Annotated in this window: 21 protein-coding genes and 3 pseudogenes; 18 read left to right on the top strand and 6 right to left on the bottom strand. The window is 48.1% G+C overall.

Annotated elements, in window-relative coordinates:
• Positions 1-126 precede the first annotated feature (126 nt).
• Genes mobI through PTE_RS08280 form a run of 3 tightly spaced genes read left to right on the top strand, consistent with a single transcriptional unit; the run spans position 127 to position 2,130 of the window.
• Entirely contained in the window at positions 127-753 is a 627-nt protein-coding gene (mobI, locus tag PTE_RS08290; protein WP_422615325.1) for a conjugative transfer protein MobI(A/C), read from the top strand.
• A complete protein-coding gene (locus PTE_RS08285; RefSeq protein WP_422615324.1) occupies positions 743-1,045 on the top strand; it encodes a hypothetical protein in 303 nt (100 codons plus the stop codon). The genes mobI and PTE_RS08285 overlap by 11 nt, the downstream gene beginning before the upstream one ends.
• A 20-nt stretch (positions 1,046-1,065) precedes the next feature.
• Positions 1,066-2,130: a plasmid replication protein gene (locus PTE_RS08280; RefSeq protein WP_394346984.1), complete on the top strand. Its 1,065-nt coding sequence runs from the start codon at positions 1,066-1,068 to the stop codon at positions 2,128-2,130.
• Positions 2,131-3,151: 1,021 nt separating this feature from the next.
• Here the strand turns inward: PTE_RS08280 and PTE_RS08270 are convergent.
• Together PTE_RS08270 and PTE_RS08265 are read right to left on the bottom strand one after the other, a co-directional pair.
• Complete coding sequence (locus tag PTE_RS08270; protein ID WP_036845010.1) at positions 3,152-3,586, bottom strand: hypothetical protein; 435 nt, start codon at positions 3,584-3,586, stop codon at positions 3,152-3,154.
• Positions 3,587-3,603: 17 nt separating this feature from the next.
• Positions 3,604-4,719 (bottom strand): phosphoadenosine phosphosulfate reductase domain-containing protein, encoded by a 1,116-nt coding sequence (locus PTE_RS08265; RefSeq protein WP_036845008.1) that lies wholly within the window; start codon positions 4,717-4,719, stop codon positions 3,604-3,606.
• Between the two features lie 266 nt (positions 4,720-4,985).
• Here PTE_RS08265 and PTE_RS08260 point away from each other — a divergent pair, with 266 nt between their 5' ends.
• The 13 genes from PTE_RS08260 to PTE_RS08200 all read left to right on the top strand — a co-directional run bounded on the left by PTE_RS08260 (position 4,986) and on the right by PTE_RS08200 (position 11,779).
• A complete protein-coding gene (locus PTE_RS08260) occupies positions 4,986-5,594 on the top strand; it encodes a hypothetical protein (RefSeq protein ID WP_165577079.1) in 609 nt (202 codons plus the stop codon).
• Between the two features lie 4 nt (positions 5,595-5,598).
• Positions 5,599-6,120: a hypothetical protein gene (locus tag PTE_RS08255; protein WP_036845007.1), complete on the top strand. Its 522-nt coding sequence runs from the start codon at positions 5,599-5,601 to the stop codon at positions 6,118-6,120.
• A gap of 2 nt (positions 6,121-6,122) precedes the next feature.
• Positions 6,123-6,419, top strand: a complete 297-nt coding sequence (locus PTE_RS08250) for a hypothetical protein (protein WP_422615323.1) — start codon at positions 6,123-6,125, stop codon at positions 6,417-6,419.
• 128 nt (positions 6,420-6,547) lie between these two features.
• The gene (locus PTE_RS08245) at positions 6,548-6,874 is read left to right on the top strand and encodes a hypothetical protein (protein ID WP_422615322.1); all 327 of its coding nucleotides are present in this window, start codon (positions 6,548-6,550) and stop codon (positions 6,872-6,874) included.
• On the top strand, positions 6,840-7,178 hold the full coding sequence (locus tag PTE_RS08240; protein ID WP_422615321.1) for a hypothetical protein: 339 nt from the start codon (positions 6,840-6,842) through the stop codon (positions 7,176-7,178). Before PTE_RS08245 ends, PTE_RS08240 begins: the two co-directional genes overlap by 35 nt.
• A 4-nt stretch (positions 7,179-7,182) precedes the next feature.
• The gene (locus tag PTE_RS08235) at positions 7,183-8,037 is read left to right on the top strand and encodes a hypothetical protein (protein ID WP_036845003.1); all 855 of its coding nucleotides are present in this window, start codon (positions 7,183-7,185) and stop codon (positions 8,035-8,037) included.
• Positions 8,037-8,996, top strand: a complete 960-nt coding sequence (gene sppA, locus PTE_RS08230) for a signal peptide peptidase SppA (RefSeq protein ID WP_036845000.1) — start codon at positions 8,037-8,039, stop codon at positions 8,994-8,996. The genes PTE_RS08235 and sppA overlap by 1 nt, the downstream gene beginning before the upstream one ends.
• A 15-nt stretch (positions 8,997-9,011) precedes the next feature.
• Entirely contained in the window at positions 9,012-9,872 is an 861-nt protein-coding gene (locus PTE_RS08225) for a DsbA family protein (RefSeq protein ID WP_036844998.1), read from the top strand.
• Between the two features lie 32 nt (positions 9,873-9,904).
• Complete coding sequence (locus PTE_RS08220; RefSeq protein ID WP_036844995.1) at positions 9,905-10,333, top strand: hypothetical protein; 429 nt, start codon at positions 9,905-9,907, stop codon at positions 10,331-10,333.
• 79 nt (positions 10,334-10,412) lie between these two features.
• Complete coding sequence (locus PTE_RS25970; RefSeq protein ID WP_036844992.1) at positions 10,413-10,664, top strand: hypothetical protein; 252 nt, start codon at positions 10,413-10,415, stop codon at positions 10,662-10,664.
• Positions 10,664-10,858, top strand: coding sequence for a hypothetical protein (locus tag PTE_RS08210; RefSeq protein WP_036844989.1), 195 nt, complete (start codon positions 10,664-10,666; stop codon positions 10,856-10,858). The genes PTE_RS25970 and PTE_RS08210 overlap by 1 nt, the downstream gene beginning before the upstream one ends.
• A gap of 12 nt (positions 10,859-10,870) precedes the next feature.
• Positions 10,871-11,140, top strand: a complete 270-nt coding sequence (locus tag PTE_RS08205) for a hypothetical protein (protein WP_036844986.1) — start codon at positions 10,871-10,873, stop codon at positions 11,138-11,140.
• Positions 11,141-11,155: 15 nt separating this feature from the next.
• Positions 11,156-11,779: a hypothetical protein gene (locus PTE_RS08200; RefSeq protein WP_036844983.1), complete on the top strand. Its 624-nt coding sequence runs from the start codon at positions 11,156-11,158 to the stop codon at positions 11,777-11,779.
• Positions 11,780-11,793: 14 nt separating this feature from the next.
• Here PTE_RS08200 and PTE_RS08195 read toward each other — a convergent pair whose 3' ends face one another.
• On the bottom strand, positions 11,794-12,135 hold the full coding sequence (locus tag PTE_RS08195) for a hypothetical protein (RefSeq protein ID WP_036844980.1): 342 nt from the start codon (positions 12,133-12,135) through the stop codon (positions 11,794-11,796).
• Positions 12,136-12,198: 63 nt separating this feature from the next.
• On the opposite strand from PTE_RS08195, the pseudogene PTE_RS08190 reads away from it, so the two are divergent.
• Positions 12,199-12,734: pseudogene (locus tag PTE_RS08190) on the top strand (DUF1643 domain-containing protein).
• A gap of 754 nt (positions 12,735-13,488) precedes the next feature.
• On the opposite strand, the pseudogene PTE_RS24470 reads toward PTE_RS08190, so the two are convergent.
• Positions 13,489-14,182, bottom strand: a pseudogene (locus tag PTE_RS24470) (conjugal transfer protein TraG N-terminal domain-containing protein); the annotation flags it as partial.
• Positions 14,183-14,213: 31 nt separating this feature from the next.
• Complete coding sequence (locus PTE_RS26425) at positions 14,214-14,453, bottom strand: hypothetical protein (RefSeq protein ID WP_131601460.1); 240 nt, start codon at positions 14,451-14,453, stop codon at positions 14,214-14,216.
• Between PTE_RS26425 and PTE_RS25630 the strand changes: the two genes are divergently transcribed.
• Positions 14,374-14,772: a hypothetical protein gene (locus PTE_RS25630; RefSeq protein WP_036844977.1), complete on the top strand. Its 399-nt coding sequence runs from the start codon at positions 14,374-14,376 to the stop codon at positions 14,770-14,772. The two genes, PTE_RS26425 and PTE_RS25630, sit on opposite strands and share 80 nt — an antisense overlap.
• A gap of 25 nt (positions 14,773-14,797) precedes the next feature.
• Here PTE_RS25630 and PTE_RS26420 read toward each other — a convergent pair.
• Positions 14,798-15,134, bottom strand: a pseudogene (locus tag PTE_RS26420) (transposase family protein); the annotation flags it as partial.
• Positions 15,135-15,308: the final 174 nt, after the last annotated feature.

Here is a 15,308-nt window from a genome sequence, read left to right as displayed (position 1 = left end):
TTTATCCAATATATTTGGAATCTTGCCTAGTATATTCACATTGTAGTTATGGGTTTCTGAATTAAGGCTGTAAGATTCCAGATAGATAGAGGGGTATTTGACAAATTCCAAAGATGGGGTAGCCTAGTGACAGAACTAGATTCCAATATTGGAATAATCAGCTTTAAATTCCAGATAGATAGTTATGTGGATAGGAATTGGGAGGGTTTTGAGGTGAGTCTACCAAAAGAGCGATGGTTAGATCTGTTAGATCCTAAGCTCGAAGAAGAACGATCCGAGATAACAGAGGATCTGCTTGAGGCAGAAGGTCGAGAGTTTGTCACGGAGTTACGGAGCAAACTGGATCACGCTTTAGCTGTTCTTGCTGTCGAGGCACAGCAGGAAGCGGACATGTACTGGAACGCGCACAAATCGGCGCGTGAAGAAGCGTCAGAGGACGAACAAGGGCGTGTCGGTACACGGGTACGCATTCTCGGCGTATCTCTCGTTGCAGAGTGGTATCGCAACAGATTTGTCGAACAAATCCCCGGACAAAAGAAAAGGGTTCTATCGACACACATCAAGAAGGGTCGCGGTCATGCCTACAGCATGTCGCACTTCAAGAAAGAGCCAGCCTGGGCACAAGAGTTGATCCAGCAAGTAGAAACTAGGTATGCCGCGTTAAGACAACGTGCCACTACCTTAGCCAAAATTCGCCGGGCGCTCAACGAGTATGAGCGACTGCTAAACAAGACTCATAACGATGAGGTGTAACAACATGACAGCATCTGTAGCGGCCACTGAGCTGGCGAAGCTCGGCAAATGCGAAGCGATGATCAAAAAATTTGCTAAGCATCCTCGCCCTGCCCCAGCAAAACGCCCACAAACGCCACAGGGAACCGATAACACCCTACGAGGTGAGTTCGCGCATTTCCGGTATGAAGCTGCTGCCATGCGCTTCATGAACAGTGCTGCGGGCGCTAAGCGTCGCATCTACCAGCTAGTGTTTGCAGCAACGGTAGCGGCGGGAGTATTGACACTGCTGGCGGCATGGACCACCAGCTAGATGGTATCGACGGAACAATCATGAGCAAGAGAACCAAAGACAAAGACCTGGAGAAACTAGACGTAATCAAAGACTCACCACAAATGAGCCTGTTTGAGATCATTGAGTCTCCGGCCAAAAAAGACGACTACTCCAACACCATCGAAATTTACGATGCGCTGCCCAAGTACATCTGGGACCAAAAGAGAGAACACGAAGATCTTTCTAACGCTGTAGTGACGCGACAATGCTCAATCAGAGGTCAGCAATTCACGGCAAAAGTGAAACCAGCCATCATCGAGAAGGATGACGGTAGAACTGTTCTGATCTATGCAGGACAGCGAGAGGAAATCCTTGAGGATGCGCTACGCAAGCTCGCGGTGAACGGCAAAGGACATATGATCGAGGGTAAAGCTGGAGTTATGTTCACTCTGTACGAACTCCAGAAAGAACTGTCAAAGATGGGTCACGGTTACAACCTGAACGAGATCAAGGAAGCAATTCAAGTTTGTCGCGGCGCAACACTTGAATGTATCAGTAATGACGGTGAAGCCTTCATCAGCTCCAGCTTCTTCCCGATGGTGGGCTTGACCACCAGAGGTGAGTTCCGTAAGAAAGGTGGTAACGCTAGGTGCTACGTACAGTTCAATCCGCTGGTCAACGAATCGATCATGAATCTGTCGTTTCGTCAGTACAACTACAAGATCGGAATGCAAATCCGCTCCCCTCTCGCCCGGTACATCTACAAGAGAATGAGTCACTACTGGACTCAAGCATCCCCAGATTCGCCTTACACCCCGTCGCTTATCAGTTTTCTAACTCAGAGCCCTCGTGAGCTAAGCCCACGTATGCCAGAAAACGTCAGGGCAATGAAGCTCGCACTGGAAGCGCTCATCAAACAAGAGGTCATAAGCGACTACGACGCGAACCAGATTAAGGATGGCCGCAAAGTCATCGACGTGCGTTACGTCATAAGGCCTCATGAGAACTTCGTGAAGCAGGTAATGGCATCCAATAAGCGTAAGCAGCAAACGGAACTAAGAGCCATCAAGCAAGGCATGATTGACCACGACATCATTGATGAGCGCCAGCGTAAGGGAAGATAGCTGCCAGCATCTCTTGCGGAGGGCTCATGAAAAAAGGCGCGTCAGCGCCTTTTTTCATGCCTGGAGAAAGCTCGATCACCAAGGCTACCGGTCAAATCCAGAAACGGGATGACATCGACATGTGGGAAACCTGCACGTATGCAACGAACGGGAGACCATAGGCAGCGTGGGCTTTCGCTCTATATGTGGGTTTGTTGCACGCTAAATAACGGTGCAACCTCAAAACCGTGCAAGCTCGGTAGAAACGCTGTAATAGGGAGTCTCGCAAGGCCAGAGATGAACTTGTAAGGTGTTGATATGTAAAGAGCCGATGTGTGGGGGATCTGCACGTTATGGGGTTTTATATATGGGAGCGTTGCCCGGAAGTTGTTTAGCATCACTTTTATATATGGGAGCGCTGCACGATTGACAAAGTAGAACAAAGGTTGACAGGACAGGACAAACACCAAAGGGAGGTCAAAATTGACCTAACAGTCCAAAGTGTGACCATGTTCACGCAATAAAAGGCTAAAAGTTATCCACATTTCCTGTGTATAAGCACGGGGTTGATATATGGGTACGCTGCACGGCTACATGTGGGTACGCTGCACGGTGCAAAAAACGACCAAATTTGATATGTGGGTACGTTGCACGTTAGCAGAAAGTATATGGGGCAACTGCACGTTTAAGGCCAAACATGTGGGTGCGTTGCACGAACGCCAACGCAAATATATGGGGATGCTGCACGAAAGGTCTGTTTTTAAAAGATTTTGTGGAAAAAACGAGGGTTCCGTGTGGATAACAGTGGATAAGATCCAGAGGCATGTGGGAACACTGCACGGTAACCTGTGGGTATGCTGCACGTAACTATGTGGGTTCACTGCACGGTATAAATAGGGGATTGCCAGTAATATCAAGGCTTTGATGACGCATTTAGAGCGGCTAACCTATCTTTAACCGCTTTTAATCCTTTATACAAAGATCAAAGATCTTTATATTTATCCTTATGATCGCTGAACAAAAAATAATCACCTTTGTTTTATTAGAAAAAAGTCTCGTGTACTAGACCAAACACGATTAGTATCACCAACAATGCAAGCATCGACAGCACAAAGTAACCAGACTCATACAGCACAGTTTTGATTAATGAGGTAATGCGTATGGATCTTCCAGAGATCCTTCCAACGATCCATTGATATGCAACGAACGAACCTAGACCACAGAGCAACACTACCACCACAGAAACAAACGAATGATCTCTCAGAACAGACTCACTCAACAGACCGTACTGGATACTTAAAAATACGAGCTTGCCTATTCCAAAACCAAGACCTAAAGCAACGATTCCTCGCACCAACACCACCTTCAAAGACTGAAACCATGTCAAATCAAGATCCATTGCCTTCCGTGAAGAACGACGCACCAGCACCGTAGATATAACCAAGCCCACAAACACCAAAAGAACAAAATCAAACATTGCCACCTCAGTACAAATCAATCAGAACCACAGGCCTCTCGGCCAAACGCACCACCAGGAAGAGCCCACCTCTGACCCTCAGGTACGAAAATAGGGAGCGTGTAACTTTCTCTGGATACCTGCTCCAACGCCTCAATATCACTAATATGTATCGGCGAAACAGCAGAACCTAAATCTATAACGTCAATTTTTTTCCTTGATACCGTTACACCAAAAGTTTGTTCATACCGAGCAATATTCCAAGCTCGATCAGGCCAGTAGTGACGGATCGTGGACCAAATGCGTTGTGAGTTGTAGATGCAAGTCATACACGACGACCGGCTCCAGCCAAGCCGATATGGAACTGGAGCTAGGATACGGTGACGCTCAATCACCTCCCACACTTGTTCCTCGCTCCAATGGAGAACTGGCCTCCAAGCATCAACTAACCGTGCAGTCTTCCCATATCTTCTGTCGCAGGCGTGAGCTTCAAGCTGGTTATACTTCGATCTATTTGCACTCTCCTCACGTCGTTCACCAGTGATAAAGAGGATCTTCTTCTCCTTAAAGCGCTCCTGGTTGTTAATCGCCCTGCGGCCCACATCAATCTTCAAAGCAGATGAGCACCAACATGTTTGCAATGACGGCGACTGCTGTGGGAAACGAAGGCGTGTGCCAGGCTTAGATCGCTTATGGTATCTAGGCAGCACCAGAAGCCCCTCAGGCGTTTCTACTCGATGGGGGTGGTTGTAGGTATTCTCCTTGAGCATTTCCCCCTCAAAGCCGCCCTCAAGCCACGAGAAGTACATTGGGATGCCCAGTGCATCCCCAAGCTGACGGCAGTAATCACGCATAAAGGTCCAATCCATCAAAGAGCTACCTTCCTGGCCGTCAACGTCATGGTGCCAGAATTCCACCTTTGACTTGTCAACGCCCATGTCAACCAGCCGCAAATACGCAGCAATTGAGTCTTTCCCTCCTGACAGGCAAACAATGATGTGGTCGTACAAATCCAAGTCCACATCCGGAGCAGAGAAATACGTTGTTCTATCGTCACAAACCTGACTTGAAGATATACCGGTAAGAACCGATTCCAAGGATGGCAACACCACATGGTCATCGAACAGATCTCGTTGGTTTTCTCGTCTTAACATAAGCCGCTCTTTTTTCTTTACTGGGTTGTTTTTATGATTTACAGTATTATAAAATGATACTATAAAAAGTAAAGTTTTCAGATCGACTAATCACTCAGGAGAACTTGAGAAACACCGAAAAACAATCTAAAGGTGGTTTTTCGGTGATAAGTGTTCAGGTGATGCCTGTCGCAGTTAGTTAAAAATCATCAGAAAGTGGTTTTTCGGTGGGGTTACAGTTTTGGGGTGAGTATGTGGGAACGTTGCACGGATAAAGGGGGCTGCACATGAAAGCAATAAAGCGGTTCATCGTATGGGTTAATTACGGTCTTGAGGGGTGGAGCATTTTTGGTCCAAGCGATGACTGGGATGAAGCTGTATCCATCCGCTCAGAAGCTATAAACGAATGCAGTATTGATGAAGATGACATCATCCTGGCAGAGAACAAAAACGAGCTGGTGGTGAAGCCAGCGGTTAAACAGATGACTGAGTGGCACCGAAAGCTGGAAGCTGTCCTTATGACACTTGACGACTGCCAGATGGAATGTGACGGCATGACATGGGCGGTAAGTTACCTACTGAACGAAGCTGGTGTCCCGCATGACTGCATGTATGGATTTGTGCGAAACGAACAGACCAAGGACATCGTTACACCTCATTTTTGGGTTGTCCTGGATGATGGTTGGCTGGTGGATCTGAGGCTTCGCATGTGGCTTGGCGATCACGACAACATCCCTCACGGGGTATTCCATACCGATAACGAGCCCGGATTTTTCTACAAGGGAGACCCGGTTCAAAACCATAAAGGGATGAGATTGGGCAAAGCTGTCCTGGACATCATGACCGACGGAAAACTTTCACATGTGAAAGTTCCTGAGCGACAAGACGGAAAGTAATAGCGTGGAATTTGATTACGACAAGTCAGTGTCAAACGCACATCTTGAGGCCGCTGGCTGGGGTATGGATGCCTTTAACCACTCCAATCCATTTGAGAGTCATGTCATCTATGTACGTGATTACCGTAACGATCACATTCGTCTGTTCACTATCAAGCAGGCTGACTTCGACACCATAAAGCTGCCCCTTCACCTTACCTCCGACATGCTGGCTTCGGTGATCGCTGAGTTCGTATCAAAGGCAGCAAAAGGAAAGTTGAATGCTAAGGAGTCCGATACGTTGGCTCCCGCCTTAGTTGGCTATGCCAAATCAACGGAAACCTACCGGTGCTGGCGGAGAGTGTCAGGGGCAGCAGAGCGATTGCACATGGTAATCAACATTTACGCTGGTTCTGGATTGTTGAGGCCTTTCATTGCTCGGGCTCCTGAGACCGTCCTGACGACCCAAGAGGTGTTGGCCTTCTCATCGCAGGTTAAGAGCATGGATGTATCTAATCATCCTGAGTGGTTTAGGGGCCGGAGGTAGTCATGAAGGCAATTCTCTGGATATTCGTCCTGATCATCGCCCCTTTCGTCATTGCGAAAGTGGACCAGTGGCGCAAACGCGGCATTGGAGACACCTGGGCGTGGTGGAAATCAGAGAACATGCCGCCCGAGCTACGCTCAGCCACTTTGTTTCTGTCTGAGCAGGACGTATCAACCACCCTGCCTGTGCCAATGCACGGCAGGGTTGACCAGGTGTACCAAACAATCCATCCGTTCTGGTCAGGTAAAACCTTCCTGTTCCTGTGGCGGAAAGTTTCACATGTGAAAGTTTTTGGGTAAAAAATCGGTTGCCCGAATTGGGCAGCTAGACGGGGTTGCATTTTTAAAAAGTCCTGTACGCTGATTGGCATAGGAGGTGAATCGTGGCTCAACTTAAACATAACCGCTTAGTCATGTTGGGGTCCCTGATGGCAACCCTTTTTAAAGCTGCGAAGGATGCGTTTGAAGCATTGAACGTCATTGCGTTCGACAAGCACTGGGTAGGTTCAACCGCGACGGTCGCCAAGATGTCGAACATGCTCACCCCGGCAGAAAGACTGGATAAACCCTGGGCGGTACAAGTTCTGGCAGTAGCCGAAGGTGGAACTTGGTTCGCAGTGGACCTTCAAGTGACGGGTACTGACAAAGTTCAGATGCTCAGCCTCCACCAGCTCAGTGAAAAGGCAGCAAAAACTATGTTGGCCTTTGACCTCGAAGTGTATGAGAAATTTTTCGGAAAACCTGATGTTGCATGAGGAAAATGTGATGGAAAAAATCAAAAACGTAGATGCTGTGGAATTCACAGTAGAAGATAAAAAAGCGATGACCCATGCGGCATACGCCCAGTGCATCTTCATTCTGGCCCAAGTGCTTGCTTTCCCTACCCTGGGGATGTCTGGCGCTATGGTTGCAGCTTTATGCGGCATGATGCCGTGGCTGACTAAATTCGCCAAAGAAGCTCCGTCTAAAGCCTTTGGTATGGTAATGGCTTCACTCTGTCTTGCACCTGTTTACGGGAAGCTATGTGAGCTTGTTATCCACGCGATTCAGGGAGCTTGAGCTTATGGGGGTAATACGAGCTCCCTATCTCTTGGCTGAGCTTAAAGAACGCGGGGGTGATGATGAATCTGCTCTGGCTAAGATCATGCAACCCGGTTGCCGGATTGGAGAGGAAGACCTGCGAGCGTTGGCCTCCAAATTAGGGATTGAAATGTCCGTTCTTGCTCCAGCGCCAGAGAATGCGGCCAATACCCGGTTCAAAGCAAAGCTGAGAGGAGGTTTGGCCTCCTTTCTTTTTGAGTACGACGGGTGTTTTCGACATGCCGAAGGCTCCAGCCATGCAGAAATGCTGGGTATCGAGCAAGAAGACGATATTGGTCTTCCGAGTCGAGCTGCTGATGCCATGCTCCTGGAAAAGACTCTCTACCAAGTGATAGCTCGGGCCAAATACATGCTGAGCAAGATCGACTGCAAGTTTGTTAGGTCAGAACAAGCAATAGAGTTCCGTGAACAACTTGCTCCGGGGATCTTCAAACCTGGTTACAGAGGATTCCGGTTCAAGGAAGCAGCCTCTGGTGATTTGCCTACTGTCTCCATTGATGGTCGGAAATTCAATTGCGTTGCCAGTATAGCCAGAGCACATGGACTTGATCCGGTTACAGTGCGTAGACGCATTGTGGACACCGGAAAGACAGCAGAAAAACTCACCAATGATGAGTGGAAACTCATCCTCTCCAAGAAAAAAGGTAAAGGAAAACCCTTCACCTACCAGGATAGAACCTACAGCAATATTGCTCAGTTCTGTCGAGAGCATCAGCTCAACAGCAACCTTGTTTACCAGAAAGTCAAAGATCGGGCTGATAGCACTGATGAAGAGTTCTGGGGACAGATTATTGAAACGTGCAAAAGGAACGACTAATGGCAGAAAACAAAGAAATCCCCTGGGAAAGAGAACTCATCGAGAAGTACATGTTCACCCTTCACAAAGAGCAGGTGAAAGATCGCCGCTGGCGGACAATGTTGCGTGTACTTCGTGCATCAGGCTTCGTACTTCTCATGATCGGCTTCATTATCCTAGCTTCCAATCCAGGTGGAATGCCTTGGCAAAGCGCCAAAGCAGCAGCTCCCCATACCGCCTACATCAACATCCGTGGCGAGATTGCAGCAGGAACGCTGGCCGACGCGGACCATCTTATTCCCTCCATTCAGGCTGCATTCGACAACCCTAACTCTCAAGCGGTCGTTCTTCGCATAAACAGCCCAGGAGGTAGCCCTGTTCAGGCTGGACGGATTTATGAGGAGGTGAAGGCGCAGCGAGCTCTGCATCCGGAGAAAAAGGTTTACGCCATCATTGATGACATTGGTGCCTCAGGCGGTTACTACATCGCCTCTTCGGCGGATGAAATCTATGCAGACCGCGCCAGTCTGGTTGGTTCTATCGGCGTTATCAGCTCCGGGTTCGGGTTTACCGGCTTGATGGACAAGCTCGGCATCGAGCGACGGGCTATCACCTCCGGAGAGCACAAAGCGCTTCTCGATCCTTTCTCCCCTCTTACCGCTGATATGAAGACGTTCTGGGAAGGAGTTCTATCAAAAACCCACCAGCAGTTCATCGAGCGAGTGAGGGCTGGTCGGGGGGAGCGACTGAAAGACGACCAAAAGGTGTTTTCTGGATTGCTCTGGAACGGTGAGCAGGCCAAAGAGATTGGTTTGATTGATGGACTGGGTAGTTTGAACTCCGTGGCGCGAGACGTCATTCACCAGACCAGCCTAGTGGATTACACACCAACCGAAGACATCATCCGGAGACTGACTCAACGAGCCAAGCTCGAAGCCAGCGCGTTCGTGCAAGAACTCAGCGCTGTGAAAGTTTACTGATAGGAGCAATTTGACATGACAGAACAAAGTACCAAAACACTACGCCTCGGGGTTATTGCCGCCGTTCTTTTGGGGCTTGTAGGAACCGGCTTCGGGATTTACCAATTCGTGAAAGAGAAAGAGCTGGCGCAAGAAATCGCCAGCGTGAAATCCACTGTGAACCAGGTGAAGGATGCCGAAGGCGTCACCTTCAAGAACAAAGCCGAGTTTGATGCGGCTGTGGCGGCAAGCATCAACAAGTTTGTCGAGCAAAAACAGCAATCGGACATCGATCAAAAGTATGCCCAGTTTGAGGGGGCTCCCGAAAAGGTTGAGGATGGCAAGCACATCTATGGGGACCTTGGTGCCCGATTCACGCTGGTGGAGTTTTCTGATTTGGAGTGTCCGTACTGCAAGCAATTTCATGACACACCAAAACAGATTGTGGATGCCAGCAAAGGGAATGTGAACTGGCAGTGGAAGCACATGCCGCTCGACTTCCATAACCCTGCTGCCCATAAGGAAGCTCTGGCCGCTGAATGTATTGCAGAGCAGAAGGGCAACCGAGGCTTCTGGGTCTTTATTAATGATGTATTCCACCGTTCCCAAGGTAATGGTCGCGGCGTTGATGACCTTGCTTCCGTGGTCACTGGTGTAGGTGCTGATCTGGATGCTTTCCGAGAGTGCCTCAGCTCTGGCAAGTACGAAGAAAAAGTTCAAGCTGACATTCAGAAAGCCAAGAGTTACGGCGTTAATGGTACACCTGCAACCTTTGTTGTGGACAACCAGACAGGAAAGAGCCAGCTCCTCGGTGGCGCTCAACCAGCACAAGCCATCATGGCAGTGATGCGAAAAATGATGATTGAGTCGGATCAAGACGACTCAGCAAACAAGTAAAACTTTCACATGTGAAAGTGGAGTAAGAACTGATGAACAAGAGAAAAACTAAGTTGGGATGTCTGCTGGTGGGGTTATTTGCTCTGTCGGCTTGTTCAAGCGTCCCTCAGCCAAGCAACGAATACAAGAAGGCTCTGGATGATACAAAACAGTTATGTGAGGCATGTGCTCTGGTTGGGAATGACCTGCTGGTGGCCCTTAACAAGTCATGCGACACCCCCATGACCCATGAGAGTTTTACCGGAGTCATGAACAGCAACCCGATGTTTGCAGCCATGATGGCAATTAACTCCATTGGTGGAACCGATCTCTATCAGGTTTATCGTGACGCGGCCATAGACACCCTGCGGTGCAATGAGATGGACACTTGGCCTGAACGGACCAAGATGCGTTTCCAGCAGCCCGATCTGCAAAAGGTGCTGGCCTTGAAGGTTTCTGCCAGACAGCAGAAGGATAATTAACTTTCACATGTGAAAGTCTTGCAAGGCGTCTTTTTATTGTTTACAGCATCATAAAATGAATCTATAAAGAGGCATATTAATGTGCTTCCAACGAAAAGCTGGCCTTGGGCGTTATAACTCAACCAGGCCTGAATGGCTGGCGGCATACCGGAACGCAAGATGTATGAGAAGCGCAGGTAAAGAGCCTGATGCTTCTCTTTCCGGGATAGCTTGGAAGGCGCAACTCATTGTTGCCCACGAAAGAGGCAGAATTGATAACCTGGCAGTCCCTATGGAAGCCAGATTGATAGCAAAGAACCTCATCAACGAGATTCTTGCTGAGGAGAACTGATGGACGAAAAAATTACCTACGAAGAAATGCTTGAACAGCTCGACCAGAAAGGCATTCGTGTTACCAATGGGGCACAACGGCTTTATGTCGCATTGAACAACGGAGTAAAAGCTGAGGTACTGGGTAACTGCGGTCCCGCCACAGTCTGCTTGGTTGACGGGATGATTGTTGTGGAAGAACAAACTATCCATTAATAAGGAAAGATTATGTCCGCAAAAACAGGGCATTTTTGCCCCCATTGTGAAGAGTACGAGCTGGTAATGGATTGGGATGAAGGGGGAGACATTCCCAATGGACCAGGTTCTTTCCATTCTCCGGGAGGGTTCGTTGTCAGGTGTCCAGGTTCTACCAATGGCGAGTGTAATGGGCCTGATATTACAGGTAAGTGCGAGACGGAAGACGAAGCTCTTAAATTTACAGAAGAATGCCTGAATGACTGGAAGCCTCATTTGGTTAATTTAGCCCGAAAAGAATAGAAAACTGGAGCCAACATGGATTCAAGAAAAAAGATCGTCATAAAAACTGACGTCAACTGGTCAGCTCTCGCTCAGTTAGTGACTGAAAACGCACTAGAAAAGGCTAGGTGGGAGATTAAACCTGACATCACCCCCCACAGTTTGGAAGGCAAGCGTAGAAGCGGAGTACACCAGGGCGTTTGGGAAGTTGTTGCCAAGTTGCTTCCACTTAATCAAGCGTGTGCTGAAAAAGTTGCAAGGAACCTGAATCCCGAACCGCAGTTTATTCACGAATTTGATTGGGAGGGCTTACAGGAGCACTTCAATTCGTTGAAGAACGCTAAATCCTGGGTAAAGGGAGTCACTCAAAAAAGACCATCTCCACTGGAATCTCTGGTGCCTTGCGGGTTGGATAAAAATGTTAAAGGCAAACTCGGTGATAAAGAGGAAGCCGAGGCATGGACGAAGGGGAGAGACTACGGCATTGCTGAGGCTCTGCTGGAGGGATACCTATCAGATGCGAAATGCACTTATGAAGTTATGTCCGCCGACATGTACGTTCCTCAAGAAAGTATCCATCCCCTGACGATAGCCAAAGCCAACCTAAGCGAGGGTGGAATGAGAGGCTTTAGGTTGTTTCTGGGTGAGGAAGAAAAATAACCGTGGAGCCATCCTTAACTAAAGCATTCACCAGTTTGATAGTCGTAGCTGTATGTGCCCATCAGATTGGCTTTGCGGCTTTTCTTGCCATTAGTCTTTGCTGGAGCTTGCGCTTTAGGGGTAGCAAGTACGCCATAGAACAGGATGCCAGCAAGTGCCGCTTGCCACGCGAAAACAGCAACCAGAACCCAAAAAACAATCGCCAGAACAGGCTGTTTGTGAAGAAGGTTAAGCACTGGTTTGATCCAAACCACTGCCGGGATAGCGAGCACTGCGTAACCCCAGTTGGTCGCCTCAAGCATAGCCAGTCCAAGAACAACAATAGCCATCAGCGCGATATTCAGTACATGTTTCATGGTTATTTCTCCTTTTCAATTTACACTTTCATCCTATCACAGCATTAAAAAATGCAACTATGAATGGGCGTTTTTCAGACAAAAAGAGGTGATATTTTGAGTGCAATTATCAGCAAGTGCGGCATGTACCGATACCGTCTGGAAAGGGATGTGCAACCCGAAGGCCTTGTGTTCGGTTATTTTGGTGTAAACGGCTCTACGGCCACGGCCACCGAGGACGATCACACAGTCAGAAAGTGGATAGGGTTTACCAAGGTCTACGGAGGGAGGCGATTCATAGTCGTAATGCTTTTGTTTTTCGGGCGACCGACGTTCGTGAGCTGGCTACGGCGGTTGATCCTGTCGGGCCTGAAAATGAAATCCACCTGGAAAGGATTATTCGGGATGCTGATGTCCTGGTGCCCTGCTGGGGGAGCCGAACCAAACTGCCTAAGCCTCTCCATATTCATCTGGATAGACTTTTTGAGCGGCTGGTTGCATCTGGTAAGCCGGTCATGACATTCGGTGTTACTGGATCAGGAGATCCGAAACACCCTTTGATGCTTGGATACTCGACACGCCTTACCCTCTGGGAGGGAAATAACTATGGCAATGATTGAAGCTCATGCAAGGAAGTAGCTAGAGGACAACTATTTTGTAAGGGCGGCTCTGGCCGCTTTCTTTTTAGTATTTACAGTGTCATATAATGATACTATGATTGTGTGAATTTACTTTTGGAGGCGGTTATGCTTACGGCGAAATGTATAGGGTGCGGATGCACAGATCATCACGCTTGTGTTGAAAATGATCAACCATGCCACTGGCTTCGTGTAAATCGAGTGGAAGGGTTAGGGGTTTGCTCATCGTGCCCGGACGCTCTCGATCAATTTGCATCGACCATCACTTTCCCTGAACCATTTTAGAATATATTAAAGGTTTTACAATCTAACCGTTTTCACTATTAATTCAATAGCGGAATAGCTAAACTTAATAGGTAAATCGGGTCCAATTCTATTTATTTTCATTATCATAAATGGCGAAGCCTCAATGGGTTCGACCATTGAGGCTTCTATAAATCGTCTACTACCAGATACAAAAGAGTTAATGTAAATAGACATGAGAAGTATAGCGCTTTCAGTGTAAATCACCTTGAATTAAATGACATTAAGCCATTTGCTTCTTTGTGATATACATCATACATATTGAGTTAATGCAATTCCAATATGAAATATAAAAACACAGAAAATGGATATTCAGAATCACCGCCTGCATCATCGGCAGTGCCTGTTGCACGACATCAAACATTGGGTAAGCTAGCAAGCCCCCCAACAGTGCACCTACGGATGCACCTATCCGGGGGGAGCCATCCAATGCCAGCACCCGGGTTCTCAGTCCCGTTTTCGCCATTGACCACCAGACTTTGCAGCTGGGATATCCACCCTGCCCGGTCTTCGGCCGACCATTGTCACGCATTTAGTTCCACAGAAACGCCGTTCTGGGGGGAGTGATTGCAGCGTATGGTAATCGCCGGCTAACAGAACAGCAGGATCAGTAGCTTGCCCTCGACGATCACGTTGCTTCCATTGGTAAAGTGCCAAGGCATAACAATCATGGGTGAAATCCTCTAACTCAGCTGCCAGTGCCGGATTGCTGATACGGGTGTGCTGTACCTCAAAACGCAGTTGCCGCAAATCCGGCTGGCAGGGAATGGATGCCACCGCTGCTTGTGTCAGCCCTTTAGATAATTGGTGCACACCGCCCACCAGACGGAAACCTCCGCCGTCTGATTGTTCAGACTGGACATCACTGGCGCATAACCGCTTTTCTCTGGCACGCCGGGTGTCCAGGTACCGCAGCTTTTAGCGCGGGACGCATCGTGCAGGAGGGTGCTAAGGCTGACATTCATCAGCGGAGCACAGCAGAAAACCATGACGAAAAAAGCGCTATAGAGCGTATTTTCAATCCGGGCCAGCGACTGTAATCCGCCAGGCCCTTTTTCTTTGTCATACATTCTGACTTTCAGCCAGACCGCAATCACTTTGACCACCAACGGCAGGGTAAAACTCCCCCGTCGCATTTGCGAGAAAAAAGACCTTAATTCATACCCCCTTAACTACCGCCCCCGCCAATCCCCAAAAAGAAGATAAAATCAGGCGACTGGAACAGTCTGCCGCCCTCTTACAAATCCGACAAGAAAATCGTGAAAAAAGCGGTAAAGACGCCAGCCAGTTACGTATCAACCCAACAGAACCGGAAGCGATGGTCCAGAAACTCAAACGGGGACAGGGATTTTCCAGTGCGTACAAACCCTCAGTATTAGTGAACCAGGCTCGCATCATTGTCGCCCAAACAGTCGACCCCGTCAGTGAAACACGGGTTATCGCTGAGACTCAAAAACACGCGATCCTGTTGTTCTGTCCTGAAGGTAATGACCGACAGAGCCCAAGAAAAATCTACCCAAAATCGCGGTTTATTTATCATGCGGAGAAAGACCTGTATATTTGCCCGGCCAATGACAGGTTACGTCATGTCAGTACTGTAAGACCGTCCGAAAAAAGCCGTGGGCATCGGGTCTATACCGGAGCAAATTGTGCCGATTGCCTGGAAAAAGAAAAAAAGGACGCTTGCCGGGAAGAAGTATATCCAGATGAGAGATAATCTGATTCATGGACAGAGAGCGAAACAAGGCCATTCCAGTCATCGCCAAATGGATTTTGCTTGAACGTCCCCCCTCGACTCCGGCTTATCAATGCATCTTCCCCTGAAGCTGCGCCGGCACTGTGCTGATGTGCCAGGACTAGATTACCATCAATGAATAACCATTCTGAATCGGCGTGATGATGTAACTATCTGAATAATAACTTAAAAATTCCTTTTTTTGACCCCGGATTAAAACGGCGGAACACCGTATTCCATTAACCGAAAGTGGCGGGGATATCCCTCTAGGGGCAACTCGTTCTTATTCGATAGAGAGTGATGCGATGTTCTGCTTTGTTATAGACACGGCCACTGTGTCGCATCAATGGGGATAGTGTATTCCCTTCTAATAGTCATCTAACATAATCATAAAAGGTAATACTTCATCACAAATTAACGATAATCATCACATTACAAGTAATTTAATTCTGAAATAAAATAATTAAAATGTGACATATATCACAAAAACAAAACTATTTTGAAATTATTACCATTAA

Origin of the sequence: Photorhabdus khanii NC19, assembly GCF_000517265.1 — a bacterium.
Lineage (GTDB): Bacteria > Pseudomonadota > Gammaproteobacteria > Enterobacterales > Enterobacteriaceae > Photorhabdus > Photorhabdus khanii.
The sequence above is the reverse complement of the archived record's forward strand: the minus strand, read 5'-3'. Positions and strand labels throughout refer to the sequence as shown.

Bases quoted from the DNA above. Each gene is read 5' to 3' on its own strand.
- PTE_RS08285 (WP_422615324.1), top strand. From the start codon at position 743: ATGAGGTGTAACAACATGACAGCATCTGTAGCGGCCACTGAGCTGGCG.
- PTE_RS08280 (WP_394346984.1), top strand. From the start codon at position 1,066: ATGAGCAAGAGAACCAAAGACAAAGACCTGGAGAAACTAGACGTAATC.
- PTE_RS08270 (WP_036845010.1), bottom strand. From the start codon at position 3,586: ATGTTTGATTTTGTTCTTTTGGTGTTTGTGGGCTTGGTTATATCTACG.
- PTE_RS08265 (WP_036845008.1), bottom strand. From the start codon at position 4,719: ATGTTAAGACGAGAAAACCAACGAGATCTGTTCGATGACCATGTGGTG.
- PTE_RS08260 (WP_165577079.1), top strand. From the start codon at position 4,986: ATGAAAGCAATAAAGCGGTTCATCGTATGGGTTAATTACGGTCTTGAG.
- PTE_RS08250 (WP_422615323.1), top strand. From the start codon at position 6,123: ATGAAGGCAATTCTCTGGATATTCGTCCTGATCATCGCCCCTTTCGTC.
- PTE_RS08245 (WP_422615322.1), top strand. From the start codon at position 6,548: ATGGCAACCCTTTTTAAAGCTGCGAAGGATGCGTTTGAAGCATTGAAC.
- PTE_RS08240 (WP_422615321.1), top strand. From the start codon at position 6,840: ATGAGAAATTTTTCGGAAAACCTGATGTTGCATGAGGAAAATGTGATG.
- PTE_RS08235 (WP_036845003.1), top strand. From the start codon at position 7,183: ATGGGGGTAATACGAGCTCCCTATCTCTTGGCTGAGCTTAAAGAACGC.
- sppA (WP_036845000.1), top strand. From the start codon at position 8,037: ATGGCAGAAAACAAAGAAATCCCCTGGGAAAGAGAACTCATCGAGAAG.
- PTE_RS08225 (WP_036844998.1), top strand. From the start codon at position 9,012: ATGACAGAACAAAGTACCAAAACACTACGCCTCGGGGTTATTGCCGCC.
- PTE_RS08220 (WP_036844995.1), top strand. From the start codon at position 9,905: ATGAACAAGAGAAAAACTAAGTTGGGATGTCTGCTGGTGGGGTTATTT.
- PTE_RS25970 (WP_036844992.1), top strand. From the start codon at position 10,413: ATGTGCTTCCAACGAAAAGCTGGCCTTGGGCGTTATAACTCAACCAGG.
- PTE_RS08210 (WP_036844989.1), top strand. From the start codon at position 10,664: ATGGACGAAAAAATTACCTACGAAGAAATGCTTGAACAGCTCGACCAG.
- PTE_RS08205 (WP_036844986.1), top strand. From the start codon at position 10,871: ATGTCCGCAAAAACAGGGCATTTTTGCCCCCATTGTGAAGAGTACGAG.
- PTE_RS08200 (WP_036844983.1), top strand. From the start codon at position 11,156: ATGGATTCAAGAAAAAAGATCGTCATAAAAACTGACGTCAACTGGTCA.
- PTE_RS08195 (WP_036844980.1), bottom strand. From the start codon at position 12,135: ATGAAACATGTACTGAATATCGCGCTGATGGCTATTGTTGTTCTTGGA.
- PTE_RS25630 (WP_036844977.1), top strand. From the start codon at position 14,374: ATGGTCCAGAAACTCAAACGGGGACAGGGATTTTCCAGTGCGTACAAA.
- PTE_RS26425 (WP_131601460.1), bottom strand. From the start codon at position 14,453: ATGATGCGAGCCTGGTTCACTAATACTGAGGGTTTGTACGCACTGGAA.